The following is a 25,717-nucleotide window of genomic DNA, read 5'->3' on the forward strand; positions in this document are numbered from 1 at the left end:
TGAGGCATGAATGAGAAATCTGATCACCGACATACCCGGTCTTCGCGTTGGCCATGCACAGGACGAAAAGCTCGGCTCCGGCGTCACCGCGCTGATCTTCGATGCGCCCGCCGTCGCGTCGATAGCAGTCCATGGCGGTGCCCCGGGCCTGCGCGACACCGGCCTGCTTGAACCCGAGATGATCGTCGAACGGATCGACGCCCTGGTTCTTTCGGGCGGCTCCGTCTACGGCCTCGATTCCATGGGCGGCGTCGTCGCCTACTTGCGCGAAAACGGGCGCGGCTTTCCGGTCCGCGACATCAATGTCCCCATCGCGCCGGGCGCCGTCCTCTTCGATCTGCTCAATGGCGGCGACAAGAATTTCGGCGACGCGTCCCTCTATTGGCGGCTCGGCCGTCAAGCCGCTGCGGCGGCGGCGGCGGAATTTACCCTCGGCAGCGTCGGCGCGGGCTACGGAGCGACCACCGCCAATCTGAAAGGCGGCCTCGGCTCTGCGAGCGACGCCGCCTCGAACGGCTTTCGCGTCGGCGCCTTGGTCGCCGTGAACGCGGTGGGACGCGCCACAATTGGCGATGGCCCACATTTTTGGGCCGCGCCTTATGAAAAAAATAGCGAATTCGGCGGCCTCGGTTGGCCTACGCCCTGGCCGGCGAACGCGCTCGACTTTCACATCAAGGGCGAAGCCGCGGAAAACACGACCATCGCCATCGTCGCCACCGACGCGGCGTTGAGCAAGCCTGAAGCAAAACGCCTCGCCATCGTTGCCCATGACGGCATGGCCCATGCGCTGCGTCCAACCCATGCGGCGATGGACGGCGATACCGTATTTGCCGCCGCTACAGGCGCCGTCGACAGGATTCCGTCGCTCGCCGACAAGATCGAGATCGGCATGCGCGCCGCCGATTGTCTTGCCCGAGCCATCGCGCGGGCGGTGTTCGAGGCGACGCCCCTGCCCTTTCCAGGCGCGCCCCCGAGTTGGCGAAACAGGTTCCGCTGAAGCGGTTGCGCAACGTATGGGTTCCGGGCAACGAAGCGTTTGGTTGGTGTAGGCGGATCAAGCATCGCGAGCAATGTTCCCGTTTGCGGGGCTCTCTTGCCTTTGATGCGTTGCTTGATGAGCTTGAATTGACCCGCCCTGATACATGAGTTCAATGGCTGCCCCTGGCAATTCGCCCCGCTTTTTCAGTTCGGGTCAGAACCGGAAAAAATGCTTTGCGATTGCTCTTGTTCGCAATAATGAACGTGGCGCGACGGTTTCGAGGAAGAGCGTAGACGCGAAACCTCATAGCCCGCCTCTCCGAGGGAGTTGCGGCTTGGCGCCGTCGAGGATAGGAGCGGTGCGACGCTCATCCTTTGGTAGGCGAATGGCCCGCATCCTTTCGGCGCGGCGCGCTAAGAGCCGTGAGTGATGACGATAAGAATGAAGACAGGCAAGGTAATTTATTTAGGAGCGTAACGATGCCGAAGAAGGGCGACTCTTGTACAACTACGGGAATCTACAAGGCCATCCACGATAAAGATCACAAACAGCCGCATGAAGTAAAAATGGTGAAAGGGCATAAATTTCCGCCATGTAACCAATGCGAAACCGGGCCGACTTATGAACTGGTTCGCGAAGATCCAAATCTGATACGCTGAACTTTCTTTATGGCGCGCTCTCTTTTTGAAGGCGCGCCAATTTTCAAAGACCTATTTTGACTGTTGACGGCGATGCGGAAGACGACCCCAAGGCCGCGCTTGACGACGGCAGAGGGCGCGATCGGCGCCGCGAGCTAGGTCCCGACATTCCGCGACAAAATCGAGATTGGCGCCTCGCCGGCGGATTGCCGCGCCATCACTCGCGCCATTTATTGAAGCGGAGCCTCCACCTTTCTGCAACGCCTTGCCGAGTTGGCAAAGCAAGTTCGGGATAAGTTAGGAAAGGCCCAATCAGACGCTGCGGCCTTAAAATTTCGCCAGCATTTCCGTGCTATCGTCCGGCCCGAAGTCGCCAAGGTCAAGGCATTTCAAGTCTGGAGGAAGCGGAATGGCCGCGAGCTTTATCGCGAAACGATTGGCGCTCGTCACGATTCTCGCCGCGATCGCCTGGGCGCCGGCCGCGGCCGAAGAAAAGACTGCGCAAGAAGCAAAGCCCGCGCAAGACTCCCCGATCTGGACTGTTCCCGACATTGGCTCGCTTCCGGACGACGCCCATGGCCGCCAGGTGCGGCTCGGCCGCGAGATCGTCGCCGCCACCTACGCCCATATCGGGCCCGCTGTCGCGAATCCGGCCAAGCGCTTCGCAGGCAATAATCTCGCCTGCGGCAATTGCCATCTCGAGAACGGCACCAAGAAATTCGGCTTGGCGCTCTTCGGGATCTATGGGGATTTTCCCAAATATAGCGTCCGGACCGGCGGGGATATTTCGATCGAGGAGCGACTGAATTCCTGCATGGCGCGCAGCATGAATGGCCGCCCGCTTCCGGAAAAATCGGCCGAAATGCTGGCGCTGGTCGCCTATGTCAAATTCCTTTCCTCGGGCGTCCAGCCGGGCGAAAGCCTTTCCGGGCTCGGCGCCGGCAAGATGCCCGAACTCGACCGCGCGGCCGATCCCAAGCGCGGCGAGAAAATTTACGCCCGCGCTTGTCTCGAGTGTCACAACCCGAATGGAGCGGGCGTTCCCCGGAGTCCGGAGGACATGGCCCTCGGCTATATTGTCCCGCCGCTCTGGGGACGCGACAGCTTCAATGACGGCGCGGGCATGGCGCGGCTCATCACGCTCGCGAATTTCGTCCATTTCAACATGCCGCATGGCGCCGATTATCTCGATCCTCAGCTGTCGGTCGAAGAGGCTTGGGACGTGGCTGCCTATGTCGAATCGCAGCAGCGGCCGCGCAAAGCGGGGCTCGACCATGATTTTGCAAAGAACTTGCTGGAGAAGCCGGTCGACGCGCCCTACGGGCCCTACGCGGACAAGTTCAGCGAGGCGCAGCATAAATACGGGCCCTACGCGCCGATCCAGGCCGAGATCGAGCGGTTGAAGGCCGTTCCAGAAAAGAAGCCGAAGGAATCGCGATAATTTCGGCGATAAGAAACCGGGTCAAATTGCCTTCAACGCAGTGCGCTCCGCCAATTTCTCGGCGTCTTCCTTGCGCTCGCTGTAGCGACTCGTGAGGTAGCCTGCGCATCCGCGCGTCAACAGGGTGAATTTGACCAGCTCCTCCATCACATCGACAACGCGATCATAGAAGGGCGACGGCTTCATGCGCCCGGAGTCGTCAAATTGCTCATAGGCTTTCGCAACGGACGATTGGTTCGGGATTGTTATCATCCGCATCCACCTGCCCAGCACGCGGAGCTGATTGACGGCATTGAACGATTGCGATCCGCCGCTGACCTGCATCACGGCGAGCGTCTTGCCTTGCGTCGGCCGCACCGCGCCGATTGCGAGCGGAATCCAGTCGATTTGCGTTTTCATGATGCCGGTCATCGCGCCATGGCGCTCCGGGCTTGTCCAGACCTGCCCTTCGGACCACTCTGACAGCTCTCGCAGTTCTTGCACCTTCGGATGTTCGGCGGGGGCATCATCCGGCAGCGGCAGGCCGCTCGGGTTGAAAATCCGGGTCTCGGCGCCGAAGCTCTCAAGAAGGCGCGCGGCCTCCAGCGTCAGGAAACGGCTAAACGAGCGCTCGCGCAACGAGCCATAGAGGAGCAAGATGCGCGGCCGATGCGTCAGCGACTGCGGTTGCAGAGCCATGAGGTCTGGAACCTCGAACACGTTCGTCGCCACATTCGGCAAGTCGATAAAATCAGGCATTCAACCTCACCACTTCCCCGTCTTCCTTTGTGAGGGAGGCGACGACAAGCTTGGCCCGCCCCGGCGGGTTCTTCAGATATTCGATGACAACTGGCTCCTCCCCGCTTTGGCGGATCATCGAGAGCGTGTTTCGAGAGGCGCTGCAGTCTGGATTGTGGTAGATCGTGACGGTCATGGTCGGACCCATGTTTATTCATTCCTTTGATAAACCTGCAGCTGCCGGCGGCAATTCGACAGGTCCAGAAATTCAACCGTTGAGCTCGAGCACGTTGGCGTTTTTCAGATGGAGGGGCGCAGAGGCGGCTATTTGGGCTGCTCGATCACACCTGACACCCTCCCCCGAGGTTCACAAGGCCGGCTTCTCCTTTGCCGCTGTGAGGCGCACGGCAGCGCCACGCTCATACCAATCCTTGCTATGGTTGACGATCCAGACGACCGACAACATTACCGGGACTTCGATCAGCACGCCTACAACTGTCGCTAAAGCCGCGCCCGACTGAAATCCGAACAGGCTGATCGCCGCAGCGACCGCCAGCTCGAAGAAATTGCTTGCGCCGATCAACGCTGAAGGGCCGGCGACGCAATGCTGTTCGCCGAGCGTCCGATTGAGGAGATAGGCGAACCCGGAGTTGAAATAGACCTGTATCAGAATGGGCACGGCCAGAAAGGCGATGATGGCCGGCTGCGCTAGGATCTGTTCGCCCTGGAACCCGAATAGCAGAACCAGCGTGGCGAGGAGGGCGATGAGCGACAGCGGTTGCAAGGTCTTGAGCAATGCGTCCAGGGCGCGCTGGCCATCCTCAGCGAGGAGACGGCGCCGCAAAAGCTGCGCTAAGACGACCGGCACGACGATATAAAGCGCGACGGAGACGGTCAGCGTCGCCCAAGGAACGGTGATGGCCGAAAGCCCAAGTAAAAGGCCGACGATCGGCGCGAAAGCCACGATCATAATGGCGTCGTTCAGGGCCACTTGAGAAAGGGTGAAATGCGGCTCACCCTTGGTCAGGTTCGACCATACGAAGACCATGGCGGTGCAAGGCGCAGCCGCGAGTATGATCAGCCCTGCTATATAGGAGTCGATTTGGGACGCTGGGAGGAAGGGCCGAAACAGATGGCCGATAAACAGCCAGCCCAGCAGTGCCATTGAGAAGGGCTTGATCGCCCAGTTGATGAACAATGTCACACCAATTCCACGCCAATGGGCGCCAACGCGTCTCAACGCCGAAAAATCAATCCGAATCAGCATTGGGATGATCATCAGCCAGATCAAAACGGCGACCGGAATATTGACATGTGCTATTTCCGCCGCGCCGATCGCCTGAAACACACTGGGCGACAGATGGCCGAGAACAACGCCCGCGACGATGCATAGCGCGACCCACAGCGTCAGATAGCGTTCAAAGATGGACATGATTGAGTTTGCCCCTGGGAGCGGCGCGACCGTTGAAATGCGTCGACATGGTTTGATGCAGCGGCCCGTTGGCGCCGCTGAGCGCAAGTCGCCGTCAGCTCGCCTTCGCCTGGCCAGCCGTCGAGCCCTCCATGCGGCCGATGTCGCGCAGCCGCGCGCCGAGCGCCATTTGATCTATGCTCTTCAACGGCAGTTGCGTGAATACGGAGATTCGGTTTTTGAGATAGCGGAAGGCCGTGACGAAGGCCGCTTCCTTTTGAATATCCGTTCCCTCGACGGCCGCCGGATCTTCAATGCCCCAATGAGCGGTCACTGGTTGGCCCGGCCAGATCGGGCAGGTTTCGCCCGCCGCATTGTCGCAGACCGTGAACACGAAATCCATTGTGGGCGCGCCGGGCGCGGCGAACTCCTCCCAGTTCTTCGAACGGAAGCCGGTCGCCGGATAGTCGAAGGACTGAAGCACCCGCAAAGCGAATGGATTGACCGCGCCTTTTGGCTGACTGCCGGCCGAAAAGGCGTTGAATCGCCCCGCGCCGTCCTTTTTCAAAATGGATTCCGTGAGGATCGAGCGCGCCGAATTGCCGGTGCAAAGGAAAAGCACATTGTAGACGCGATCAATCATGATCCTTGACCTTCAAAGAGCAGCACGGCGCGAGATCGGCGATCAGCGGCGCGCAGAGTTCAGAATTGCCGCCGCAACAATCCTTGACGAGAAACAACATCAGCTCGCGCAGACCGACGAGACTTGCCCGGTAGATGATGGATCGGCTTTGGCGTTCGCCGGTGACGAGGCCGGCATTCGCCAACGCCGCTAGATGCGCGGACATCGTATTTTGTGGAACGCAGACGAGCCGGGCCAGTTCTCCCGCCGCGACGCCTTCCGGCTCGCGGGCGACGAGCAGCCGAAAGGTCGCGAGGCGCGTCGTTTGGGCGAGGGCGGCAAGAGCGGTTATGGCGGCTGTATCATCCATATATCTAGAATAGTAGATATTACGGCCGCTGTAAAGGTAGTCCTGCAATCTTAGCTGGTCTCTCAGGCCCACTAACCAGCTCTAAACTGAGCCACCGCCGCCCGCCGCCATTTTGCTCCCGCTGCAGCGGCATGTTAGGCCTCCCTTACCCACCCTCCAAAGAGCCAGCCCCATGATTCCGCGCTACGCCCGCCCCGAAATGACCGCCATATGGGAGGCGCAGACGCGGTTTCGCATCTGGTTCGAGATCGAGGCGCACGCCTGCGACGCGCTCGCTGAGATCGGCGTCATCCCGAAGGATTCGGCCAAGGCGATCTGGGAAAAAGCCGGCCATGTGACCTTCGACGTCGCGCGGATCGACGAGATCGAAAAGGTCACCAAGCATGACGTCATCGCCTTTTTGACTCATCTTGCCGAATTCATCGGCCCGGACTCGCGATTCGTCCATCAGGGCATGACCTCCTCGGACGTGCTCGACACCTGTTTGGCGGTGCAACTTTCCCGCGCGTCGGACATTCTGATCGCCGACGTCGATATTTTGCTCGCGGCCCTGAAGCGGCGCGCCTTCGAGCATAAATTGACGCCGACGATCGGCCGCTCGCATGGCATTCACGCCGAGCCCGTGACCTTCGGGCTCAAGCTCGCACAGGCCTATGCCGAATTTTCGCGCGCCCGCGAGCGGCTCGTCAACGCCCGCAAGGAGATCGCCACCTGCGCGATCTCGGGCGCCGTCGGCACCTTCGCCAATATCGATCCGCGCGTCGAGGCGCATGTGGCGGCAAAGCTCGGCCTCGCCGTCGAGCCGGCCTCGACCCAGATCATTCCGCGCGACCGCCATGCGATGTTCTTCGCGACCCTCGGAGTCGTCGCCTCCTCGATGGAGCGGCTCGCGACCGAGATCAGGCATTTGCAGCGCAGCGAAGTGCTGGAGGCGGAAGAGTTTTTCAGCGAGGGGCAGAAAGGCTCCTCCGCCATGCCGCATAAGCGTAACCCGGTGCTCACTGAAAACGTGACCGGGCTCGCACGGCTCGTGCGCGGAATGGCGCTGCCGGCGATGGAGAATGTCGCGCTTTGGCATGAGCGCGATATTTCGCACTCCTCGGTCGAGCGGATGATCGCGCCCGACGCCACGATCACCCTGGATTTCGCCCTGGCGCGGCTCGCCAATGTGATCGACCGGCTCATCGTCTATCCGGCCAATATGAAGAAGAACCTGGACCGGCTCGGCGGGCTCGTCCATTCGCAGCGCGTTCTGCTCGCGCTGACCCAAAAGGGCCTGAGCCGCGAGGACGCCTATGCTTTCGTCCAACGCAACGCTATGCCGGTCTGGCGCGGCGAAGGCGACTTTCTGACTCTCTTGAAAAAAGACCCCGAGGTGAGCAAGGCTCTGAGCGACGCCGAGCTCGAAGAGCTTTTCGACCTCGGCTATCATTTGAAAAATATCGACGTGATTTTCGAGCGCGTATTCGGCGAAGCCTGACGCGCCTTCCTACCTATGGATTATGGCATGTCTTCCAACCTCGTCGATTTTGCGGAGCGGGCGCTTTCGCAAGGCATCAAGCGCGAGGAGATCGCCCGCGCCCTCTTCGCGGCGGGATGGCCGAAGGAGGAGATCGCGGCCGCGCTCGACGTCTTCGCCGAAGTCGATTTTCCCTTGCCGGTCCCTAAGCCGCAGCCGCATGTCTCGGCGCGCGAGACCTTTCTTCATCTGCTGCTCTTCACATCGCTTTATATTTGCATCTGGGCGTTGCTGACGATCGTTTTCACCTTCATCGACCAGTCCCTGCCCGATCCTCTCGCCGATGCGCCCAATATTTTCGACTCGTTGCGCCTCGAAGTCGCAACGCTGATCGTTTTCTTTCCCTTGTTCCTAGCGATGTTTCGCCTCGCCGACCGCAGCCGCGCCGATCCGGCGCGTCGGGATTCGAAGGTGCGGCGCTGGTTCGTCTATCTCACGCTTTTCGCGACCGCCGTGACCCTCGCCGGCGATGTCGTGAGCCTGATCTACGCCTATCTCAGCGGCGAGCTCGCCACGCGCTTCCTCTATAAGGTTCTTGCTCTCGCAGTGGTCGCCGGGGGCCTCTTCTTCTACTTCCTCAACGACGTCCGCCAGGACGAAAGCGAGTGACCGCGCCGAGGGGGCGACGCGCAACCCTTATTTTCCTGACCGCGAGCACGGCGCTAGTCGCCGCCGCGATTGCGCTCGGACTCTGGATGGCGCCACGTTCGGCGCGACGCATCCTCGACCAGGACACAGGCCGAGTCTCGGTCCTCACCGGCGTCGCTCGGGCGGCATTGCCTTACGGCGGACGCGGCGCTGAATAGGCGGCTCTTCAAGAGTTGTCATATTTCTGTCTTTGCGCTGGCCTTTCGTGTAGGAAAGCCGTCCGAGACGGCCGTTTCCCACACCGCAAAGCGGAGCATTCATGAGCAGCGAAAATCGCCTTGACGCCCTGATCGGCCGGATCGTCGCGGACGACGCCCTTCATGCGAAATGGCTGAATACATTCTCTTTCCTCGAATATGTCGGGTTCCGCAAGATCGTGAAAAGCCAGAGAGCAGAGGCTCTGTCCGGCGCGGTGCTCAACCACGCGCTCGAGGAAGGCCGGCACGCATTGGGCCTCAAAAAGCTCGCGGTGAAGCTCGGAGGCCCCGAACTCGACAGCTATGCGCCGGAAGCCCTGCTTTGCGGCGATGAGGCGGAAGCCTATTTTCAGGATCTCGACGCCGCATGCGACGAGGCTTTGTCGGACCAGCCGGAAGCTGAGCGGGTCAAGCTCGTCTATTGCTACGTCACCTGGCTTATCGAACGGCGCGCGCTCGGCGTCTATGGCGCCTATAAGGCGGCGATCGACGGCTCCGAGGTCGCCCGGAAGCTGGACGGTCTCTTGGCCGAGGAAAGCCGGCATCTGGCCGATGTCGAAGGCTGGCTCCAACAAGGCGACGCCGCTTTCGGGGAACGGTCCCGCGCGTTCGAGGCGATCGAAGGCGCGCTTTACGCCCGCTTCATCGAGGCGCTGGCCGGCGATCTCGCGCGCCGCGCGACGCAGGCGACGCCGGCCTCGGCCTGAACGGCGCCGGCGGCACATTCGATGCGTTCTTCAGACGCCGACATTCTCATCCTGCCGGGGCTCGGCGGCTCCGGCCCGGATCATTGGCAGAAGCGCTGGGCGGCCAAGCTCCCGACGGCGCGCCTCATCTCCCAGGCGGACTGGGATCGGCCCATGCTCGACGCCTGGCGCGGCCGCATCGCGGAAGAGGCGGCGCAAGCCTCGCGGCCCGTCGTCCTCGTCGCGCATAGTCTCGGGGCGCTCGCGGCGGCCCATGCCGCGCCCTTGCTCGCCCACACGGTGAGAGGCGCTTTCCTGGTCGCCCCGCCCGCGGCGGAGATCCTCGCCGGAATCGAGGCAATCGATCCGGCCTTCCAAGCGGCGCCGCTCGGGCCCTTGCCTTTCCCCGCGCTTCTGATCGCGAGCCGCAATGATCCTTATGCGACTTACGAAGAGAGCGAAGCGCTCGCCTCGATTCTAGGCGCGGAGCTGGTCGACGCCGGCCTTTCCCGCCATATCAACAGCGAAAGCGGCCACGGCCCCTGGCCCGAGGGGCTGATGCGCTTCGCCGGATTTTTGAAGAGCCTATAGCCGCTCTCACCAGACCGGAACCGGCGTCAGCCAATAGCCGACGCCGGGCGCATAGGCCGGCTCGACCCGAATCGCCCGCGGCTGGGGATAGACGGGATAAGCCGGATAGGCGGCCGCGTAACCGTCATATCCGTCGTCGAACAACGGATCATAGGATCGCAGCGACCCGTCCGGCATCACCCGGCTGTTGGTGATCGGCACATAGCCGCCGCCCCCGTCTGGAACCATCGCCGGCCCCGGCGCGAGCATAACGCAAAAGAGAAAATAGCATGGAGACATGGGCAACTCCTACGCAGCGTGTGATGTTGCAATCGCAATCCGCCGCCTGGGGTTCCCTCCCGACTTTCCGCTTGGTTTCGAAGCCGTCGCCTAGGCCTATAAAGCTTGGCCGAAACGCACCGCCCCGCCCCGCCCCGGCGCCGCAAGCTCGCCCTCCCACATCACGCGCGCGCCGCGAATGATGGTCCCGACCGGCCAGCCGACGACTTCCTTGCCGTCATAAGGCGTCCAGCCGCAGCGCGAGGCGATCCAGCCGTTCTCGATCGTCTTGCGCCGCTTCAGGTCGACAAGGGTGAGATCAGCGTCATAGCCGACCGCGATCCGACCCTTGCCGACAATGCCGAAAAGCCGCGCCGGCCCCGCGCTGGTCATATCCACGAAGCGCGCGAGCGTCAGCCGGCCGGCGTTGACATGATCAAGCATGACCGGAAGCAGGGTCTGCACGCCGGTCATACCCGAGGGACTTTGCGGATAGGGCTTCGCCTTCTCCTCAAGCGTATGAGGCGCGTGATCGGAACCGAGAATATCGGCAATCCCTTGCGCGACGCCCCGCCACAGACTGTCCCTGTGCCGGGCGTCTCGAATGGGAGGGTTCATCTGCAATTTGGTTCCGAGCCGGGCGTAATCCTCGGCGCTGAAGGTCAGATGATGAGTCGTGACCTCGACGCTGGCGATGTCCTTATGGCCGCTCAGAAAATCGATCTCTTCCGCGGTCGAGACGTGAAGCACATGGACCAGAGCCCGCTTCTCCCGCGCGATGCGCAGCAGACGCTCAGTCGAGGTCAAGGCGGTGATCTCGTCGCGCCAAACCGGATGCGAGGCGGGATCGCCCGGAACGCGCAGCGCCTTGCGTTCGTTCAAGCGAAACTCATCCTCGCAATGGAAGGCCGCCCGTCGTCGGGTCTGTGCTAGGATGGCGGCCACGCCCTCGTCCTCCTCCACGAGCAGCGAGCCCGTCGAGGAGCCCATGAAGACCTTGATCCCAGCCGCGCCCGGAAGCCGCTCGAGCTCGGGAATGTCGCGCGGGTTCTCGGTCGTGCCGCCGACCCAGAAGGCGAAATCGCAATGCATCCGGTTCTTCGCCCGCACGACCTTATCCGCCAGCGCCTCGGCGTTGGTAGTGAGCGGATTGGTGTTCGGCATCTCGAATACGGAGGTGACGCCGCCGAGCACGGCCGCGCGGGAGCCCGTCTCCAAATCCTCCTTATGGGTCAGGCCCGGCTCGCGGAAATGGACCTGCGTGTCGATGACGCCGGGCAAGATGGTGAGGCCCCGGGCGTCGATCGTCTCGCCGGCGGAGGCGCGGGAGAGATCGCCGATCTCCGCGATTTTCTCGCCGATGATCCCGATGTCCCGGCCGCCCGCGCCATTGTGATCGACGACGACGCCGCCCTTGACGACGAGATCAAAAATTGCCGGCATTGGCCCATCCATTGCTAAGAATTACGGTCTTGCGCGCCTTGACGCGCGGATTCATACAAGTCGGGTAAGTGCAAAGTCGAGGATTTGGGATGGCGAACGGCGTATTTCTCAGCGATCGCGGCGTCATCGAGGTGGCGGGCGCGGATGCGACGGCCTTTCTGCATAAGCTCATCACCAATAGCGTGCTGAATATTCCGGCGGGCGAAAGCCGCTATTCGGGCCTCCTGACGCCGCAGGGCAAGCTCATGTTCGATTTCTTCGTCGTCCCTTTACCCGAGGGAGCGGAGGCCGGCTATTATTTCGACTGCCCGCGCGCGCAAGCGGCCGATCTGGCCAAGCGCGTGAATTTCCACAAGATGCGCGCCAAGATCACGGTCACGGACAAATCCGACGCGCTCGGCGTCGCGGCCTTCTGGGGCGGCGAGGTCGCTCCGGACGTCGAAGGCCTCGCCTATCGCGACATGCGCGCGCCCGACATGGGATTTCGCGTCATCGGCGCGCCCGACAAGCTCGCGAGCCTCGGAACCCAAAACGCGGCCGCTTATGAGGCGCATCGGGTGGCGGAAGGCGTGCCCAAGGGCGGCGTCGATTTCACCTATGGCGACACCTTCGTTCACGACGTCAATCTCGACTTTCTGCATGGCGTCGATTTCAAGAAGGGCTGCTATGTGGGCCAGGAAGTCGTCGCCCGCGTGCATTTCCGCAATTCGGCGCGCAAGCGGATCGTGAAGGTCCATTTCAACGGCCCCGCGCCGGAGCAAGGCGCGCAGCTCATCGCGGGCGAGATCGCGATCGGCCAGATCGGCTCGACGGCGGGGTCGGAGGGCCTCGCCTCCCTGCGCCTCGACAAGCTCGAGGACGCCAAGGCGGCCGGGACTGAAGTGAAGGTCGGCGGCGTTCCTGTAGAGGTGGACGTGCCGCCGGAATTTATCGCGACGGCGGCAGGGGTGGAGAAACGGCTGTAGAGGAGCCTGCTCGGGCAACTCCGAATAAACGCTTCTCCTTGTGCAAGCACGGAGGAGAGCGTTCAGCCGCGCTTCGGCATTGCGTCAACCCGATGTTGGTTTATTCAGGTCACGCGCTTCGCCATGTCGGCTTTGCGTGCGATCATCTTTTCGGCAAGCGCGATGCTCCCGCGATTCTCGGCGACGACCTTCCGAATCGAAGCGTCCGGGATTCTCATCACGACCGCGATCGCGTCATTGATCTCGACAGGACTCATGTCTGCGAAAAGCCTGACCGCGTGAGGGTTGTCCGCGTTCTTGCGTAGAGAGTCCAGCTCGCAAACGCTTGCGCCGAACGCTTTGCCCTTCGGATCCCCCTGCGCCCGAAACTCGAGCGCGCCTCCGACGTCGAGCGTCATCACCACTCCATCGACGACGCCCTGATTGTCGCCGTCGAATCCGGCGGCGTCCCAATTGGCTGTCCAAGCATGCACGCCGAACCAGCGCTGCGCCTGTCTGCGCTCGCCGGCGCTGAGACGCGAGACATGCTTCTTGTCGAGATCGACAAACTCGGTCGCGATCTGATTGAGTTCCTTTGCGCGCACATAGGTCAGCGTGGGCGCCCCGGCCAACTGGTAGAGCTTCGCCGCAATAAACTCGTTGCGCGCATGCGCGGGCGATTCGAGCGACTTCACGTAGAAACGCCGACCGTCCTTGTCCTGATAGACGCCGGCCGGATTGCTTCCCATCTGCCGGCCAACCTTTGGCATAGTCGCTGTGTCGATAAGATTGTCATTCATAGCGATCATATTAATGCTTTGGTCTGTCTGACCAGCGCCAGCTGCGCCGGCGTCTCGATCGCGCCTTTGCGCGCGCGGCGGACGTCCCGGATCGCCTGCTCGGGCGCCACGCCCAGTTCGACGAGAAGCCTGGCGGCGATCATGCCCGCCCGCCCGAGGCCGCCCTTGCAATGAACGAGCACATCGGCCCCGTTGCGCAGCTTAGCGCGGATTTCTCGGCCATGCGTCTCCCATTGCTTCTCGAAAGCCTCGGTCGGAACCGAGTAATCCGCGATGGGCAGATGTCGCCAATCGAGCCCCAGACCCCGGACTTCCGAACCGAGATGAGGCACCTCAAGCGCCACGAGCTCGGCCGGCTCTACCAGCGTCACCACCAGACGCGCGCCCCATGCGGCGATGACGTCGAGATCCGCCGAGAGATCGCGCGCCCAGGCCCCGGTGCTCGCCGCGGCGTCATGCTTACCGGGGCAGAACGTGATCCCGATCCGCCCATGCGAGGGGCTTGCACGCACTTCCGCGATCTGAAGCGGGTGCGTCTGGCTTGTGCGCAAAGCGGTCATCGGCTCCCACTCTCAAACGAAATCCGGTTTCACGAGCGGAGCCTCATGCCTGAACGCCGTCAGCCCACCCGGTCCGTTTAATTGCCGCCCCGCGTCGCGTATAGTCGGTCATTCCAGAGGCGCGGCCTCATTCCCGATTCGGCGATGGGAATCGATGAACGAACCAACCCCTTCTCTTTCCGCCGACGGAAAATCCCGCTGTCCTTGGCCTGGCGTCGATCCGCTCTATCTCGCCTATCATGACGAGGAATGGGGCGCGCCGGAGCGCGACGATCGGGCGCTTTACGAAAAGCTCATTCTCGACGGCTTTCAAGCTGGGCTCTCTTGGATCACGATCTTGCGCCGGCGCGAGCATTTTCGCGCGGCCTTCGACCAGTTCGACCCGCAAAAAATCGCGCGTTACGACTCGGCCAAGGTGGAAAGCCTGATGCAGGACGCGGGCATCATCCGCAACCGAGCCAAGATCGAGAGCGCCGTCCGCTCGGCCCAGGCCTGGCTCAAAATTCAAGAAGGCGAAGGCTTTTCCAGCTATCTCTGGAATTTCTTCGACGGAAAAACGATCCAGAACGCTTGGCGCGACTTCAACGAAATCCCGGCCCAGACGGAGCTTTCGGCCAGAATCGCCAAGGATTTGAAGCAAAAGGGCTTCAATTTCTGCGGACCCACCATCGTCTATGCCTTCTGTCAGGCGACCGGCATGATCAACGACCATTTGGTCTCCTGCTGGCGTCATAAGGAATGCGCCAGTCTCGCCCGCACCTCCTGACGCGCCGCATCAACGCATTTGATCTGGGCCAAGCCGCTACGCCAGGAGCGGGCGCATGATGCGCCTCGCCCAACCGAAAGGTGACGCAGCTGCAAACCCCGGAGGCTTATATGACTGCGCGGAAGCTCGAAAAAGCGAATTGGGGCCCGTTTCTCGACCATCTGTCCAAATCGCTCGCCGGCGCGAGGGTCGAGATCGAGGCGTCCTCCCTCCCGCTCGGCAAGCATGTCCAGGCCGAATGGCTCCCCTTGATCGGCCTGACCTATGACCCAAAGGACGACATTGTCGAGCTCGCGCTCGAGGGACTGGACCATTTGATCCACAAGCCGCGCGACATTTACGTCGAGGACGCGACTGGGCTTTTGGCCAATCTCGAAATCGTCGACGCGGAGGGCCTGACGCAGGCTGTGAAGCTGAAAGAGCCCCTGATGCTGCCGCGCCATCAATAGCGAAGGCTCGACCCGGCTGCAGCCAGTCCCCTCGAGCCCATCGCCCGATCTGCGCGCGCCGGCCCTATTCCGCCGCCTCGGCCAGTCGTGAGGAAAATTCCGGCGCGAGGTCGAGGCCGCGGAAGACCGAGCAACGGACGAAGACCTCGGCGGTCGGCGCCACGTTTTTCTGATTGCAGAATTTCGCGGTCAGCTTGGTCAGGCCCTTGATGTCGCGGCCGGTCGCCGCCGGAAACATGTAGACGAGATCGTCCTTCAGCTTTTCCGCGACCGGCAACTGGAATTGATCGGTCATCACCTCCCAGATCCTGCGCCGCGCATCCGCCGTGGGCGGGTTGAATTTGATCATGGCGATGCAGCGCGAGACGATCGCCTCGTCGATGTCATCGACCCGATTGGTGGTCATGAACAAAAGCCCATTGAAATATTCGAGGACGCGAAGGAATACGCCGACGACCGCGTTGGTCGCGATATTGTCGTCGCGCTTTTTGATATAGACGTCGGCCTCGTCGATGAGCATCACCGCGCCCCAGCGCTGAGCCCTTGTCAGCACATCCTTCAAGGCTTGCTCCATTTGCGCGACATTGAGCCCGAGCTGGCCCGAATGCACCCGGTAGAGCGGCCGGCGGATGATCTCTGAATAGACTTCCGCAGTCAGCGTCTTGCCGACGCCGGCCGGCCCCGCGCAGAGGACAGTGGTGCCGCCGGACTTGCCGGCGACGATATCGTCCATCAACACGTCCATTTCAGCGGTCAAAATATCGATGAGATCGGTCTGCTCCTGCGGCAGGACGAGCTTATCCTTCAGCTCGGGCTGATATTGATAGAGCTCCATGTCGTCGACATGCACCCAAATGTAATGGTGCAGATCGAGATGGAACATCAGAATATAGGCATGCACCGGCAATTGGGTGAAAAGCCCCTTCGGGATCTCCCTTTGCGATTCCTCGACCTCTTGCTCGGCGTCGTAGCGGTCGCTCTTCTTGGCCTTGCGCAAATATTGGCCGAGAACGTCGCCGGTTGCGTCCATGGTCAAGGTGCGCGCGATGAGGATTCCCTCATCATTAACGAGCCGCGCCGGACCGCCGCTCGTCGAGAGCACGACCACGTCCTTTCGGGTCCAATCGGTGTCGCGATGGGTCGAATTCGGATCGTCTGCGTAAAAGCCGGTGCCCTTGGCGGAAAACTGCGCGCCATATTGCGACCGCCACTCGAAATATTTCTCGACCGTCTTGTCATATTCGGCGATGAGCTCGGGCGTCTCCTTCAAGAAGCCTTTCATGGCGAAGATCTCGCCGACCGTCCGGCCGACGATGTCATTCGTCGCGATGCGCAAGACTTGGGTCGTGACCGAGCCCTTCACATTGGCCTTCAACTCCAGGAAGATCTTGCCCGCCGCGTCCTCGGCCGGCGGCGTGTAGTCGAGCCGCGTCAACACATAGGGCAACGGCCGATTGGTGACATTGGCGGTGAAGAGCCAGCCCCTGATGCCGTCCTGGGCCAGGTAGCGCGCCATGGCCGGCACGACATTTTCGAGATCCTCGGCCTTATATCGCTCGCCGCCGCCGGACAACGCCTTCCGCAAGGTGGAAAGATGCGCTGCCTTGACCTCGAAATCAGGACCCGCCGTCTCGTAAAGCGCGTGCAGGAAGGTCAGTTCGGAAGCCGACAATTGATGGAAAGGCACCTCGACCTTGTTGCCGAAGCGCAACTGCTCCTTGAGCGGCGCCAGATTGGGGAATTCCGCGACCATGGCTTCGATATGGGATCGATCGATCTGAAGGTTCATCGCTAAAGTCTCTCTCCAATTCGACGGATCTCTTCACGCGCGATCCAGTTCAAAAGGCCCGCGCCGAGTCCGTCGACGCGACCCATGCGCATGTCGCGACCTAAGGCCAATCGCAATCGACGCGGCTCGCATCCAACCGAAGCAATCCACATGCCGCTCGGGCGCGATTGCTATGTATTGCATCCACTTAACGATCTTCGGCCCTCTGACGCTCAACAGAGCCGTCGTCGTGGTTCCCGCCTGCGCAAAAATGGCCTAGAATTTCATCATGATTTGGAAGCTCCTCCCCCGTCGGCTCCGACCGGCGCCTTTAACGAAAACCGCCGAAGCATGAACCATGCGCGGGGTTGGGTTCGGCTCTTTTCCGGCAAACGGCTCGATCTGCTCGATCCGACGCCATTTGATTGGGAGGATCGCGACTTGGCGATTGGCCTCGCCCGCACCTATCGCTGGGGCGGCCATTCCGCCTGGGCCTTGCCGCTTTCCGTCGCCCAGCATTCGCTTCTGGTCCTGGCCTTGCGGCGACTATGGTTTCCCAACGCTGGCGACGCGAGGGCGGAACTCCGCGAATTGCTCCATGACGCCGATGAAGGCCTGCTCGGCTTCGATTGCATTTCGGTGGTGAAGCCTTTTCTCGGCGAGGCCTTCCGCGCGCTCACGACAAAGCTCGAAAACGCCGTCGCGCTGCGCTACGGCTTGGCGCCCTGGCGGTCGGAGGAATGGAAGGCGCATAAGCGCGCCGATCGGGTCGCCGCCGCGTCCGAAGCCGTCCATGTCGTCGGCTGGACACGAAAGGAGGTGCGCCATACTTTGCGCATTCCTTATGAGCCTCTCGCCTTAGACCCTTTGGCGGAGATTTATGGCGCGCACCCCTGGGAGCCTTGGGAGCCAGCGCTGGCGGCGGAGCGGTTTCTGGCCGAGCTCGAGCGCCTGAACCACCGGCAGACTAAAGCGCATCCAGATTGACGGTTTACGGCCTAAGCCGCCGCCTTTATCGCCTTCCCGGTTTTTTCCACGATCTCGCCGATCTGGGCTTCGCTTACGATCAAGGGCGGCGTCAGGACGAGAGAATCGCCGGCGATCCGCACCAGCAGATCGAATTGGTGGAAAGCATGGTCCATCGCCTCGAAGCCGCGCTTGCCCGGCGCGTCGGGCTTGGCGGCCAGATCGATTGCGGCCGTCAACCCGACGGTGCGGATGTCCAGCACATTGGGAAGGCCTTTCAAGCTGTGAATGGCGTCCGCCCAAAAAGGCTCAAGCTTCGCGGAGCGGGCGAACAGATCCTCCTCGACATAAAGGTCGAGCGTCGCAAGGCCCGCGGCGCAGGCGAGCGGATGCCCCGAATAGGTATAACCGTGAAAAAGCTCGACCGCGTGCTCGGGCCCTTTCATGAAAGCCTCATAGATCCCCTTGCGAACGAGAACGCCCCCCATCGGCACGGTTCCCGAGGTCACGCCTTTGGCGAAGGTGATCATGTCGGGAAGGACGCCATAGCGCTCGGCGGCGAAAGCGCGGCCGAGACGCCCGAAGCCGCAGATGACCTCGTCGAAAATCAGAAGGATTCCATATTTGTCGCAGATTGCGCGCAAGCGCTCGAGATAGCCTTTGGGCGCAGGCAACACGCCAGTGGAGCCGGCCATGGGCTCGACGATCACGGCGGCTATGGTCGAGGCGTCATGCAGGCCGACGATCCGCTCGAGCTCGTCGGCAAGATGCGCGCCCCACTCCGGCTCGCCTTTGGTGAACGCCTGCTCGGCGCGATTATAGGTGGAGGGCAGATGATCGACGCCGGCGAGAAGGGCGCCGAAAACTTTCCGATTGGCGACCATGCCGCCGACCGCGGTGCCGCCAAAGCCGACGCCGTGATAGCCGCGCTCCCGGCCGATGAGCCTCTGCCGCGCGCCTTCGCCGCGAATATTGTGATAGGCGAGCGCGATTTTAAGCGCAGTGTCGACGGCCTCCGAACCCGAATTCGTGAAAAAGACATGGTCGAGATCGCCCGGCGCCAAGGCGGCGACGCGGCTCGCCAAGGCGAAGACCTTAGGGTGCCCGAATTGGAAAGGCGGAGCGAAATCGAGCTCCGCCGCCTGCGCCTGGATCGCGGCGACGATCGGGGCGCGGCTGTGCCCCGCATTGGCGCACCAGAGTCCCGCCGTTCCATCGAGGATCGCGCGGCCCTCAGGCGTGAAATAATGCATGTCCTTGGCGGAGGCCACGATGCGCGGCGCCTGCTTGAAGGCCCGATTGGCGGTGAAGGGCATCCAATAGGCTTGAAGGTCGTTCGGGCGCAGGCTTTGCGCCGCGGCGGAGGAAGACATGCTGGGCTCCGGCTGGATCAGGACGACACTGGATCAATTCCATCCAGTTCGATAGGTTTTGGGCGGGACGCGGGAAAGACGGCGTCGAAGCCAGTTTCCTTCCGCGAGAGAGACGCCCGCCCCTCTGCGCGTGAATTTTTTACGCATGAACTATGCCGTTCAGCAATGATCCGCGCACCAATCGCAGAAGGACTTCGTTCCCATCCGAGAAATCATGAACAGCAATCCCACGACGAAGGTCTGGCTCGCCTCCTCGAACCCCGGAATCTTCCGCAGCGCCTCGGCCTGATCCAAAGCGGGCGCCGGCCAATGGCCGAAGGCGGCCGCCTCGGTCGGCGGGAAGGAAGGCCTGTCGCATAAAAATTCCAAGAGATATTCGGCGAGCGGAGCGAGAAACTCGCGCTCATATCTCATTCGCAACAAAAAAAGCCGCGGGTCGGACGGCGTCATCATCTGGCCGCCTTGGCTGCTCTTGGCCGCATTGTCGATCGCAGCGAAAAGCCGCCATTGCCAGCTCGCCTCGAAATCGGCGCCGGCGATCTTATGATCTGAAAGAATCCATCGCTGGCCTGCGCCCAATTCGTTCGCCCGGCGGTCCTCTTCCGTGAGGCGTTCGGCTTCGGCGATCGGATGCTTCATCAAAACTTCGAGAGCGCGCCAAATCCGCGCGGTCTCGAAATCGCTCCAGCCCTCGGCGCCCGCCCAATGCTCGATCGGAAAGCCGTATTCCTCTTGAAGAAGATCGCTGAAAGCGGCCAAGCCGGCTTCCAAATCAGCCTGAGAAGAGAACATTGAACTCCGCGCGCCACGCTGGAAGGAAGCTCTTTCCCGCATTCTGGCTTTACATTCAAGCTTCAGTCCGATCAGACAGGCCACAACCTGGATCGTTTTCCGACCGCATGGACTCATGCAGCCGACTAGAGATCGCCCCTATTTCAAAGATATGGGTGTATTCTCTATGCTCTTAAGGAGAGTGGATGGTCATCGCGCTCGTCACGCTCGCGGCCTTCGCGGCGGGCTTCATCAACGCCATTGCCGGCGGCGGGTCTTTCTTGACCTTTCCCGCGCTCATTGCGGCCGGCTTGCCCCCGATCCAAGCCAATGCGTCGAGCACGGTCGCGCTGTTTCCGGGCCAGATCACCACCGCCTTCATCGCCCGCGACGGGCTCGCGGCGGCCACCAAGGACAAGCGAATCAATGTCCCCGTGTTGGCGCTGATCAGCCTTGTCGGCGGCCTCGTCGGCGGATTCCTGCTTTTGGCGACGCCGGAAAGCCTGTTCAAGAAGATCGTTCCCTGGCTGATCCTGTTCGCGACAGCGATTTTCGCCGGCGGCAACTTCCTGCGTCCCGCAGAAGAAAAAGTCCGCTTGAACGGCGCCGGGATCCTCATCGTCCAAGGCGTGGTCTCGATCTACGGCGGCTATTTCGGCGGCGGCATCGGCATTCTCATGCTGGCGGCGCTGACGCTTTACGGATTGCGCGACATTTGGTTGATGAACAGCCTGAAAATCCTCCTCGCCGTGCTGATGAACGCGGCCGCCGTCGTGACCTTCATCATCGCCGATCTCGTGCATTGGAATTTGACGCTGATCGTGGCGACCTCCGCGATCGCCGGCGGCTATGTGGGCCTTTACGCCGCAAGGCGGATGCCGGCCTCCGCCGTCAAGGGCTTTGTCGTCGCGACCGGCGTCGTTTTGACGATCTATTTCTTCCTTAAGCCGGCTTGACCGGCCTCTCCCGCGCGGCCACTCTCCACGGCGCGTGCGGAACATGGGTCTGTCCTCGATGCGTCAAGTCACTTTCGAAGGAGCCGGCGGGCCCGAGATCATCCGCGTCGTGGAGGCGGCGCGGCCCGAGCCCGGCGACGGCGAAGTTCTGATCGAAGTCGCAGCCGCCGGCGTCAACCGTCCCGATTGCCTCCAGCGCGCCGGCGCCTATCCGCCGCCGAAGGGTGAATCCCCTATTCCCGGCCTAGAGGTTTCCGGCCGCGTGATCGCGCGCGGCCAAGGCGTGACCTGGCCCGCGGAAGGCGACGAAGTCTGCGCGCTTTTAGGCTCGGGCGGCTACGCCGAATATGCGGTAGCGGCCGCCGCGCTTTGCCTACCGGTTCCAAAGCCCTTGAGCCTCGTCGAGGCGGCGGGACTGCCGGAAACCTTTTTCACCGTCTTCGACAATGTTTTCACGCGCGGCAGGTTGAAGCCTGGCGAGGCGCTTCTGGTGCATGGCGGCTCCAGCGGGATCGGATCGACCGCAATTCAACTCGCCCGCGCCTTTGGTGCAAGAGTCATCGCGACGGCAGGCTCGGCCGAAAAATGCGCCTTTTGCCGCGCCCTCGGAGCCGAGGCCGCGATCGACTATAAGACGCAGGATTTCGTCGAGGCGGCGCGAGAGATCGTCGGCAAGACCGGCGTCGACGTCGTGTTGGACATGGTCGGCGGCAGCTATTTGCAGAAGAATATCTCGATCATGGCGACAGAGGGCCGTCTGGTTCAGATCGGATTCTTGCAGTCCGGCCTGATCGAGAATTTCGACTTTCGCCCGGTGATGCTGCGCCGCCTGACCCTGACCGGCTCGACCTTGCGGGCGCGGAGCGTGGGGCAAAAGGCCGAGATCGCCGCCGCCTTGCGCGAGAAGGTCTGGCCGCTTCTGGAAAGTGGGGCGGTCAAGCCGGTCATCAGCGCGAGCTTCCCGCTCGAGCAGGCGCGCCAGGCGCATGAGCTTATGGAATCATCCGCCCATATGGGCAAGATCCTGCTCGTCACCGGGCGATGAGAGGGCGTTAAGCAAGACGAGGAAGCAGCAGATGGACGTCATCATCTACCACAATCCGAATTGCGGCACGTCGCGCAATGTGCTTGGCCTCATCCGCAACGCCGGCGTCGAGCCCCACATCATCGAATATCTGAAGACGCCGCCGACAAGGACGCTTCTGCGTCAGCTCGCGGTCCGCACGGGGGCGCCCCTGCGCGCTCTATTGCGCGACAAGGAGCCTCTTTTTAGCGAGCTCGGCCTCGATTCCGGCGCCCACGACGACGAGGCTCTGCTCGACGCGATCGAGGCGCATCCCATTCTGCTCAACCGGCCGCTGGTGGTGACGCCCACAGGCGTGCGGCTCTGTCGGCCATCCGAACTCGTCATCGACCTCCTGCCGCCGCAGCGCGGCGAGTTTTTTAAGGAGGACGGCGAGCGCGTTGTCGACGAACGCGGTCGCCGCGTCGCCTCGGCATAGGCGGGGGAGCCGTTCCCGCGCCAATTTCGCGCAAGCAATCGCCGCTCTTGGGAACTCAGTTTATCGATCTGGCCGCCCCAGACGAGGGACGATGACCCAATACCACAGCAAAAAATCACATCGCTGGCCGCTTCTCGATTGCCTGCGCGCGACTGCCGCGCTTCTCGTGTTGTTCGCCCATAGCCGCGATTTTTACTTCCCGAATTTCGACAAGCTCGTCGGCCCGCATGGCGCTTTCCTGACCCTGTTTTATTTCATCACCGATTTGGGCGACGAGGCTGTGGTCATATTTTTTGTGTTGAGCGGATTTCTAGTGGGGGGAAGTCTCGTCGAGTCCGCGCAACGCGGCAGCTTCGATCTTGCTCACTACCTCGTCGCGAGATTTACCCGCATCTATGTCGTCTATCTTCCTGCGTTAGCCATCACCCAAGCAATATTTTGGTTCGGGTCGATCCTGCTCAACGATGCGGAAGACGGCGCGCTGACCCGCCATCAGGAGCTCGATTTCGGCGGCGTTTCGCAAGCCGTCTGCGACCTCTCCGGTTTGCAGGGCTTTAGTTGCCGCGCTTGGGAGCAGAACCCCGCCCTGTGGTCGCTCGGCTTTGAATGGGCGCTTTATCTATTCGCCCCGGCGATCATCCTATTGATCCTTTGGAAGGCTTCGCCGGGCCTCCGCCTGACCGCCATCGCGCTCGTCTGCTCAATCGCCGCGACCCTCTGCACCTATCCCAGCCGGGCGGTCTTCTTCTTCAGCACATGGTATCTCGGCGTCGGCGCGCGCCGGATCCTACGCGCGGGGCTCGTCCCGCTCGCCCTTGGTTTTTTTGGCGTCGGCCTGCTCATTCTCGGATTGATCCTACGGCACGTCAAAGCCGTCGGCCAGTTCGAGGCCGGCGCCTTCGTCGCGGTCGGGACGGCGATTGCGATCGCCTGCCGCCCGTTAGCGGCGTTTCCCTTTGCCCCACGCTTTTTCAGCTGGGCGGCGGGATTTTCCTACACGCTCTACGCCGTCCATCTACCGATCGTTTTTCTCATCGTCGCGATATTTCAGAGCTTCGGATTTCCGCGCGCAGAAATGGCGCCAAGTCCGGCATCCTTCACTGAATTCTGGACCACGATCGCCATCTGCCTCTCGGCCGCCTTTCTCGTCTCGCTCGTCTTCGAGAGCCGAACTGAGCAGGTCCGCGCCGCGCTTTTGCGACGATGTTCGCATCGCGCAGCTCCGCCGGCCCCGGCAAGAGCCGAGCGCCCAACTGAAATAGCCTGGAAATAGCGCCGCCGCCGCCGAGCGCCAAAAGCGCAGGACCAATTGAAGCGATCGGAGCGCATGCCCGTCTCCGTCAATCGAGGGGCAATGACCCAAAAGACCAGAAAAACCTCAAAGCATTGGCCGCTCTTCGACCTGCTCCGAACGTTTGCGGCGCTCCTTGTGCTCTTCGCCCATAGCCGGCCGTTCTACTTCGTCTATATTAGCTATCTCGACCAGGAAAGCGCGTTCCTGAAGCTGTTTTATTTCGTCACCGGGGTCGGCCACGAAGCCGTGGTCATATTTTTTGTGTTGAGCGGATTTCTGATCGGGGGAAGCCTGGCGGACTCTATGGCTCGTGGAGATTTCAACCTCCCCCGCTACCTTATCGCCCGCTTCGCCCGCATCTATGTGGTCTATATCCCGGCGCTGATCATCACCCTGGCCGTCTTCTTTTTTGGTTCGCTGCTGCTTTGCGATTCGCAAAGCGCGCCGCAATGGTTCGCTCCACTGCTCAGCCGTCCGCCGCTGGAGTTCGGCGGCGGTTCTCAGGCCATTTGCTTCCTGGCCGGATTGCAGGGCTTTGCTTGTCCTGCTTGGGACAAAAATCCCGTTCTGTGGTCTCTCGGCTTCGAATGGGCGCTCTATTTATTCGCCCCGGCGCTCATTCAGCTGATTGTATGGAACGCGTCGCTGGGCCTTCGCCTCATCGCCGGCGCGCTCGTCTGCGCCATCGCGGCGACGCTCTGCAGCTATCGCGATCCTGTCGAAGCCGCATTTTGGTTCGGCGCCTGGTTTCTCGGCGTGGGCGCTTTTCGCTTGATGCGGACCGGCGCCGTGCAGCTTCCTATAGGCCTCATCGGCTTCGGCCTAATGATCGCTGGGATGTTCCTGGCGCATGTCTACCCAGATTATCCTCGCCGGCAGATCATGACCGACGTCGTGATCGCCTGTGGGGCCGCCCTCGCCGTCTCTTGCCGGCCATTAGCGGCCCTGCCGCTCGCGCCGCGTTTCTTCGCTTGGGCGGCGGGATTTTCCTACACGCTCTACGCGATCCACGCGCCGTTCGTCTTTCTCTCCGTCAGCTTCTTTCAGCGACTCGGATTCCCGCCGGACCTCGCGCCGGGCCCGGCGCCCTTCATGGAATTCGCAATCACGATTGCAATTTGCCTTTTGGCCGCATTTCTGGTCTCGCTCATCACCGAGAGAAAAACAGAGCAAATTCGCGCCGCGATATTGAGCCGCTGTCCGCCCTTGTGGATCCGAGCCGGCGCGAGCGATGAGCCCGCCCCACGCAAAACGCCATGAAGATTCCTCCCGACAGCACGCTCCTCATGATCGGCGATTCGATCACCGATTGCGGCCGCGCCCGGCCCGTCGCCGAAGGAGTCAGCTGGGACCTCGGCGACGGCTATGTCGGGCTTGTCCATGCGCTCATTTGCGCCGCCGATCCCGCGCGAAACATCCGCATCCGCAACGCCGGGATCTCCGGCAACACCGTCCGCGATCTCGCCGCGCGTTGGGAGACGGACGTGCTCGAGGCGAAGCCGGATTGGCTCTCGATCATGATCGGGATCAACGATGTCTGGCGACAGTTCGATGGACAACCGCATTTCGAGCCGCCCATTTCTCTCGACGAATATGCCTCCACCCTGGACCGGCTCATCCGCCTGACCCGGCCACGGATCGAGGGATTGGTGCTCATGACGCCCTATTTCATCGAGTCCAGTCGGTCCGATCCGATGCGGGCGGCGATGGACCGCTATGGCCAGGCGGCGCGCCAATTGGCCGAGCGTCATGAAGGGATTTTCGTCGATACTCAGGCGGCCTTCGATCAGGTCCTGGCGGCGGTTCCGCCTCTGGCCCTGGCGCCGGACCGAGTGCATCCGAATTTAGCCGGTCATATGATCATCGCCCGGGCTTTCTTGAAGGCCGTGGATTATCATTGGTGAGGCTCTTCGCCTTGACCCGCGCGCGAAACTGCTCTAACTCCTGCGTCTCTCAGCGCGTCTTCGGACGCGCTTAGTTTTTGCGGCGGGCCTTGGCCCGACCGCAGCACGCACCCGCGGCGCTTCCTTCATCTGACATTCCTTAGC

Annotated in this window: 29 protein-coding genes and 1 pseudogene; 18 read left to right on the top strand and 12 right to left on the bottom strand. The window is 61.9% G+C overall.

Annotated features, from left to right (window positions below):
* Positions 1 to 10: 10 nt before the first annotated feature.
* From METAC_RS0111505 to METAC_RS0111510, 3 genes are all read left to right on the top strand, one after another.
* Positions 11 to 997: a P1 family peptidase gene (locus METAC_RS0111505; protein WP_026607142.1), complete on the top strand. Its 987-nt coding sequence runs from the start codon at positions 11 to 13 to the stop codon at positions 995 to 997.
* A gap of 461 nt (positions 998 to 1,458) precedes the next feature.
* Positions 1,459 to 1,638, top strand: coding sequence for a hypothetical protein (locus tag METAC_RS26495; RefSeq protein ID WP_156898199.1), 180 nt, complete (start codon positions 1,459 to 1,461; stop codon positions 1,636 to 1,638).
* Between the two features lie 388 nt (positions 1,639 to 2,026).
* Positions 2,027 to 3,058, top strand: coding sequence for a c-type cytochrome (locus METAC_RS0111510; RefSeq protein ID WP_026607143.1), 1,032 nt, complete (start codon positions 2,027 to 2,029; stop codon positions 3,056 to 3,058).
* Between the two features lie 21 nt (positions 3,059 to 3,079).
* Here METAC_RS0111510 and arsH read toward each other — a convergent pair whose 3' ends face one another.
* The 5 genes and pseudogenes from arsH to METAC_RS0111535 all read right to left on the bottom strand — a co-directional run bounded on the left by arsH (position 3,080) and on the right by METAC_RS0111535 (position 6,178).
* Positions 3,080 to 3,796, bottom strand: a complete 717-nt coding sequence (gene arsH / locus METAC_RS0111515; RefSeq protein WP_026607144.1) for an arsenical resistance protein ArsH — start codon at positions 3,794 to 3,796, stop codon at positions 3,080 to 3,082.
* A 43-nt stretch (positions 3,797 to 3,839) separates the two neighbouring features.
* Positions 3,840 to 3,971 (bottom strand): annotated as a pseudogene (locus tag METAC_RS23330) (thioredoxin domain-containing protein); the annotation flags it as partial.
* 171 nt (positions 3,972 to 4,142) lie between these two features.
* Positions 4,143 to 5,207: an ACR3 family arsenite efflux transporter gene (gene arsB / locus METAC_RS0111525; protein WP_026607145.1), complete on the bottom strand. Its 1,065-nt coding sequence runs from the start codon at positions 5,205 to 5,207 to the stop codon at positions 4,143 to 4,145.
* A 94-nt stretch (positions 5,208 to 5,301) separates the two neighbouring features.
* Positions 5,302 to 5,829 (bottom strand): arsenate reductase ArsC, encoded by a 528-nt coding sequence (locus METAC_RS0111530; RefSeq protein ID WP_026607146.1) that lies wholly within the window; start codon positions 5,827 to 5,829, stop codon positions 5,302 to 5,304.
* Entirely contained in the window at positions 5,822 to 6,178 is a 357-nt protein-coding gene (locus METAC_RS0111535; protein ID WP_026607147.1) for an ArsR/SmtB family transcription factor, read from the bottom strand. Before METAC_RS0111535 ends, METAC_RS0111530 begins: the two co-directional genes overlap by 8 nt.
* 172 nt (positions 6,179 to 6,350) lie before the next feature.
* Between METAC_RS0111535 and purB the strand changes: the two genes are divergently transcribed.
* From purB to METAC_RS0111560, 5 genes are all read left to right on the top strand, one after another.
* Complete coding sequence (gene purB / locus METAC_RS0111540; protein WP_026607148.1) at positions 6,351 to 7,658, top strand: adenylosuccinate lyase; 1,308 nt, start codon at positions 6,351 to 6,353, stop codon at positions 7,656 to 7,658.
* A gap of 27 nt (positions 7,659 to 7,685) precedes the next feature.
* Complete coding sequence (locus tag METAC_RS0111545) at positions 7,686 to 8,306, top strand: DUF5671 domain-containing protein (RefSeq protein ID WP_026607149.1); 621 nt, start codon at positions 7,686 to 7,688, stop codon at positions 8,304 to 8,306.
* A complete protein-coding gene (locus tag METAC_RS0111550; protein ID WP_026607150.1) occupies positions 8,303 to 8,503 on the top strand; it encodes a hypothetical protein in 201 nt (66 codons plus the stop codon). Before METAC_RS0111545 ends, METAC_RS0111550 begins: the two co-directional genes overlap by 4 nt.
* A 101-nt stretch (positions 8,504 to 8,604) precedes the next feature.
* Positions 8,605 to 9,249 carry a ferritin-like domain-containing protein gene (locus METAC_RS23335; protein ID WP_036255490.1) on the top strand — a complete coding sequence of 215 codons (645 nt, stop codon included), beginning with the start codon at positions 8,605 to 8,607 and terminating at the stop codon, positions 9,247 to 9,249.
* Positions 9,250 to 9,270: 21 nt separating this feature from the next.
* Entirely contained in the window at positions 9,271 to 9,819 is a 549-nt protein-coding gene (locus METAC_RS0111560) for an RBBP9/YdeN family alpha/beta hydrolase (RefSeq protein WP_026607151.1), read from the top strand.
* A gap of 6 nt (positions 9,820 to 9,825) precedes the next feature.
* On the opposite strand, the gene METAC_RS0111565 is transcribed toward METAC_RS0111560, so the two are convergent.
* Positions 9,826 to 10,098 (bottom strand): hypothetical protein, encoded by a 273-nt coding sequence (locus METAC_RS0111565; RefSeq protein WP_026607152.1) that lies wholly within the window; start codon positions 10,096 to 10,098, stop codon positions 9,826 to 9,828.
* 96 nt (positions 10,099 to 10,194) lie between these two features.
* Positions 10,195 to 11,520 carry a dihydroorotase gene (locus tag METAC_RS0111570; RefSeq protein ID WP_026607153.1) on the bottom strand — a complete coding sequence of 442 codons (1,326 nt, stop codon included), beginning with the start codon at positions 11,518 to 11,520 and terminating at the stop codon, positions 10,195 to 10,197.
* A gap of 89 nt (positions 11,521 to 11,609) precedes the next feature.
* Here METAC_RS0111570 and ygfZ point away from each other — a divergent pair, with 89 nt between their 5' ends.
* On the top strand, positions 11,610 to 12,485 hold the full coding sequence (gene ygfZ, locus METAC_RS0111575; RefSeq protein WP_026607154.1) for a CAF17-like 4Fe-4S cluster assembly/insertion protein YgfZ: 876 nt from the start codon (positions 11,610 to 11,612) through the stop codon (positions 12,483 to 12,485).
* Positions 12,486 to 12,589: 104 nt separating this feature from the next.
* Here the strand turns inward: ygfZ and METAC_RS0111580 are convergent, their stop codons facing one another.
* Both METAC_RS0111580 and METAC_RS0111585 read right to left on the bottom strand, forming a co-directional pair.
* The gene (locus tag METAC_RS0111580; RefSeq protein WP_026607155.1) at positions 12,590 to 13,264 is read right to left on the bottom strand and encodes a hypothetical protein; all 675 of its coding nucleotides are present in this window, start codon (positions 13,262 to 13,264) and stop codon (positions 12,590 to 12,592) included.
* Between the two features lie 5 nt (positions 13,265 to 13,269).
* Positions 13,270 to 13,824, bottom strand: coding sequence for a cyclin-dependent kinase inhibitor 3 family protein (locus METAC_RS0111585; RefSeq protein WP_026607156.1), 555 nt, complete (start codon positions 13,822 to 13,824; stop codon positions 13,270 to 13,272).
* A 154-nt stretch (positions 13,825 to 13,978) separates the two neighbouring features.
* Here METAC_RS0111585 and METAC_RS0111590 point away from each other — a divergent pair, with 154 nt between their 5' ends.
* Positions 13,979 to 14,590 carry a DNA-3-methyladenine glycosylase I gene (locus METAC_RS0111590; protein ID WP_026607157.1) on the top strand — a complete coding sequence of 204 codons (612 nt, stop codon included), beginning with the start codon at positions 13,979 to 13,981 and terminating at the stop codon, positions 14,588 to 14,590.
* A gap of 110 nt (positions 14,591 to 14,700) precedes the next feature.
* Positions 14,701 to 15,039: a DUF5335 domain-containing protein gene (locus METAC_RS0111595; RefSeq protein ID WP_026607158.1), complete on the top strand. Its 339-nt coding sequence runs from the start codon at positions 14,701 to 14,703 to the stop codon at positions 15,037 to 15,039.
* 64 nt (positions 15,040 to 15,103) lie between these two features.
* Here the strand turns inward: METAC_RS0111595 and METAC_RS0111600 are convergent, their stop codons facing one another.
* Positions 15,104 to 16,828 (bottom strand): AAA family ATPase, encoded by a 1,725-nt coding sequence (locus METAC_RS0111600; protein WP_026607159.1) that lies wholly within the window; start codon positions 16,826 to 16,828, stop codon positions 15,104 to 15,106.
* 330 nt (positions 16,829 to 17,158) lie between these two features.
* Here METAC_RS0111600 and METAC_RS0111605 point away from each other — a divergent pair, with 330 nt between their 5' ends.
* Positions 17,159 to 17,794 (top strand): phosphohydrolase, encoded by a 636-nt coding sequence (locus tag METAC_RS0111605; protein WP_026607160.1) that lies wholly within the window; start codon positions 17,159 to 17,161, stop codon positions 17,792 to 17,794.
* Between the two features lie 11 nt (positions 17,795 to 17,805).
* On the opposite strand, the gene aptA is transcribed toward METAC_RS0111605, so the two are convergent.
* Entirely contained in the window at positions 17,806 to 19,146 is a 1,341-nt protein-coding gene (gene aptA / locus METAC_RS0111610) for an omega-aminotransferase AptA (protein WP_026607161.1), read from the bottom strand.
* 159 nt (positions 19,147 to 19,305) lie between these two features.
* Complete coding sequence (locus METAC_RS0111615; protein ID WP_156898200.1) at positions 19,306 to 19,905, bottom strand: hypothetical protein; 600 nt, start codon at positions 19,903 to 19,905, stop codon at positions 19,306 to 19,308.
* A 218-nt stretch (positions 19,906 to 20,123) separates the two neighbouring features.
* On the opposite strand from METAC_RS0111615, the gene METAC_RS0111620 reads away from it, so the two are divergent.
* From METAC_RS0111620 to METAC_RS0111645, 6 genes are all read left to right on the top strand, one after another.
* The gene (locus METAC_RS0111620; RefSeq protein ID WP_026607163.1) at positions 20,124 to 20,873 is read left to right on the top strand and encodes a sulfite exporter TauE/SafE family protein; all 750 of its coding nucleotides are present in this window, start codon (positions 20,124 to 20,126) and stop codon (positions 20,871 to 20,873) included.
* 58 nt (positions 20,874 to 20,931) lie between these two features.
* The gene (locus tag METAC_RS0111625) at positions 20,932 to 21,918 is read left to right on the top strand and encodes an NAD(P)H-quinone oxidoreductase (RefSeq protein WP_156898201.1); all 987 of its coding nucleotides are present in this window, start codon (positions 20,932 to 20,934) and stop codon (positions 21,916 to 21,918) included.
* A 31-nt stretch (positions 21,919 to 21,949) separates the two neighbouring features.
* Positions 21,950 to 22,375, top strand: coding sequence for an arsenate reductase (glutaredoxin) (gene arsC / locus METAC_RS0111630; RefSeq protein WP_026607165.1), 426 nt, complete (start codon positions 21,950 to 21,952; stop codon positions 22,373 to 22,375).
* Between the two features lie 91 nt (positions 22,376 to 22,466).
* Entirely contained in the window at positions 22,467 to 23,648 is a 1,182-nt protein-coding gene (locus tag METAC_RS0111635; protein ID WP_026607166.1) for an acyltransferase family protein, read from the top strand.
* A gap of 81 nt (positions 23,649 to 23,729) precedes the next feature.
* The gene (locus METAC_RS0111640) at positions 23,730 to 24,929 is read left to right on the top strand and encodes an acyltransferase family protein (protein ID WP_198017206.1); all 1,200 of its coding nucleotides are present in this window, start codon (positions 23,730 to 23,732) and stop codon (positions 24,927 to 24,929) included.
* The gene (locus tag METAC_RS0111645) at positions 24,926 to 25,573 is read left to right on the top strand and encodes an SGNH/GDSL hydrolase family protein (RefSeq protein WP_026607168.1); all 648 of its coding nucleotides are present in this window, start codon (positions 24,926 to 24,928) and stop codon (positions 25,571 to 25,573) included. Before METAC_RS0111640 ends, METAC_RS0111645 begins: the two co-directional genes overlap by 4 nt.
* Positions 25,574 to 25,717: the final 144 nt, after the last annotated feature.

The organism is Methylocapsa acidiphila B2 (assembly GCF_000427445.1).
Taxonomy (GTDB): Bacteria; Pseudomonadota; Alphaproteobacteria; order Rhizobiales; family Beijerinckiaceae; genus Methylocapsa; species Methylocapsa acidiphila.

Bases quoted from the DNA above. Each gene is read 5' to 3' on its own strand.
- METAC_RS0111505 (WP_026607142.1), top strand. From the start codon at position 11: ATGAGAAATCTGATCACCGACATACCCGGTCTTCGCGTTGGCCATGCA.
- METAC_RS26495 (WP_156898199.1), top strand. From the start codon at position 1,459: ATGCCGAAGAAGGGCGACTCTTGTACAACTACGGGAATCTACAAGGCC.
- METAC_RS0111510 (WP_026607143.1), top strand. From the start codon at position 2,027: ATGGCCGCGAGCTTTATCGCGAAACGATTGGCGCTCGTCACGATTCTC.
- arsH (WP_026607144.1), bottom strand. From the start codon at position 3,796: ATGCCTGATTTTATCGACTTGCCGAATGTGGCGACGAACGTGTTCGAG.
- arsB (WP_026607145.1), bottom strand. From the start codon at position 5,207: ATGTCCATCTTTGAACGCTATCTGACGCTGTGGGTCGCGCTATGCATC.
- METAC_RS0111530 (WP_026607146.1), bottom strand. From the start codon at position 5,829: ATGATTGATCGCGTCTACAATGTGCTTTTCCTTTGCACCGGCAATTCG.
- METAC_RS0111535 (WP_026607147.1), bottom strand. From the start codon at position 6,178: ATGGATGATACAGCCGCCATAACCGCTCTTGCCGCCCTCGCCCAAACG.
- purB (WP_026607148.1), top strand. From the start codon at position 6,351: ATGATTCCGCGCTACGCCCGCCCCGAAATGACCGCCATATGGGAGGCG.
- METAC_RS0111545 (WP_026607149.1), top strand. From the start codon at position 7,686: ATGTCTTCCAACCTCGTCGATTTTGCGGAGCGGGCGCTTTCGCAAGGC.
- METAC_RS23335 (WP_036255490.1), top strand. From the start codon at position 8,605: ATGAGCAGCGAAAATCGCCTTGACGCCCTGATCGGCCGGATCGTCGCG.
- METAC_RS0111560 (WP_026607151.1), top strand. From the start codon at position 9,271: ATGCGTTCTTCAGACGCCGACATTCTCATCCTGCCGGGGCTCGGCGGC.
- METAC_RS0111565 (WP_026607152.1), bottom strand. From the start codon at position 10,098: ATGTCTCCATGCTATTTTCTCTTTTGCGTTATGCTCGCGCCGGGGCCG.
- METAC_RS0111570 (WP_026607153.1), bottom strand. From the start codon at position 11,520: ATGCCGGCAATTTTTGATCTCGTCGTCAAGGGCGGCGTCGTCGTCGAT.
- ygfZ (WP_026607154.1), top strand. From the start codon at position 11,610: ATGGCGAACGGCGTATTTCTCAGCGATCGCGGCGTCATCGAGGTGGCG.
- METAC_RS0111580 (WP_026607155.1), bottom strand. From the start codon at position 13,264: ATGAATGACAATCTTATCGACACAGCGACTATGCCAAAGGTTGGCCGG.
- METAC_RS0111585 (WP_026607156.1), bottom strand. From the start codon at position 13,824: ATGACCGCTTTGCGCACAAGCCAGACGCACCCGCTTCAGATCGCGGAA.
- METAC_RS0111590 (WP_026607157.1), top strand. From the start codon at position 13,979: ATGAACGAACCAACCCCTTCTCTTTCCGCCGACGGAAAATCCCGCTGT.
- METAC_RS0111595 (WP_026607158.1), top strand. From the start codon at position 14,701: ATGACTGCGCGGAAGCTCGAAAAAGCGAATTGGGGCCCGTTTCTCGAC.
- METAC_RS0111600 (WP_026607159.1), bottom strand. From the start codon at position 16,828: ATGAACCTTCAGATCGATCGATCCCATATCGAAGCCATGGTCGCGGAA.
- METAC_RS0111605 (WP_026607160.1), top strand. From the start codon at position 17,159: ATGAACCATGCGCGGGGTTGGGTTCGGCTCTTTTCCGGCAAACGGCTC.
- aptA (WP_026607161.1), bottom strand. From the start codon at position 19,146: ATGTCTTCCTCCGCCGCGGCGCAAAGCCTGCGCCCGAACGACCTTCAA.
- METAC_RS0111620 (WP_026607163.1), top strand. From the start codon at position 20,124: ATGGTCATCGCGCTCGTCACGCTCGCGGCCTTCGCGGCGGGCTTCATC.
- METAC_RS0111625 (WP_156898201.1), top strand. From the start codon at position 20,932: ATGCGTCAAGTCACTTTCGAAGGAGCCGGCGGGCCCGAGATCATCCGC.
- arsC (WP_026607165.1), top strand. From the start codon at position 21,950: ATGGACGTCATCATCTACCACAATCCGAATTGCGGCACGTCGCGCAAT.
- METAC_RS0111635 (WP_026607166.1), top strand. From the start codon at position 22,467: ATGACCCAATACCACAGCAAAAAATCACATCGCTGGCCGCTTCTCGAT.
- METAC_RS0111640 (WP_198017206.1), top strand. From the start codon at position 23,730: ATGACCCAAAAGACCAGAAAAACCTCAAAGCATTGGCCGCTCTTCGAC.
- METAC_RS0111645 (WP_026607168.1), top strand. From the start codon at position 24,926: ATGAAGATTCCTCCCGACAGCACGCTCCTCATGATCGGCGATTCGATC.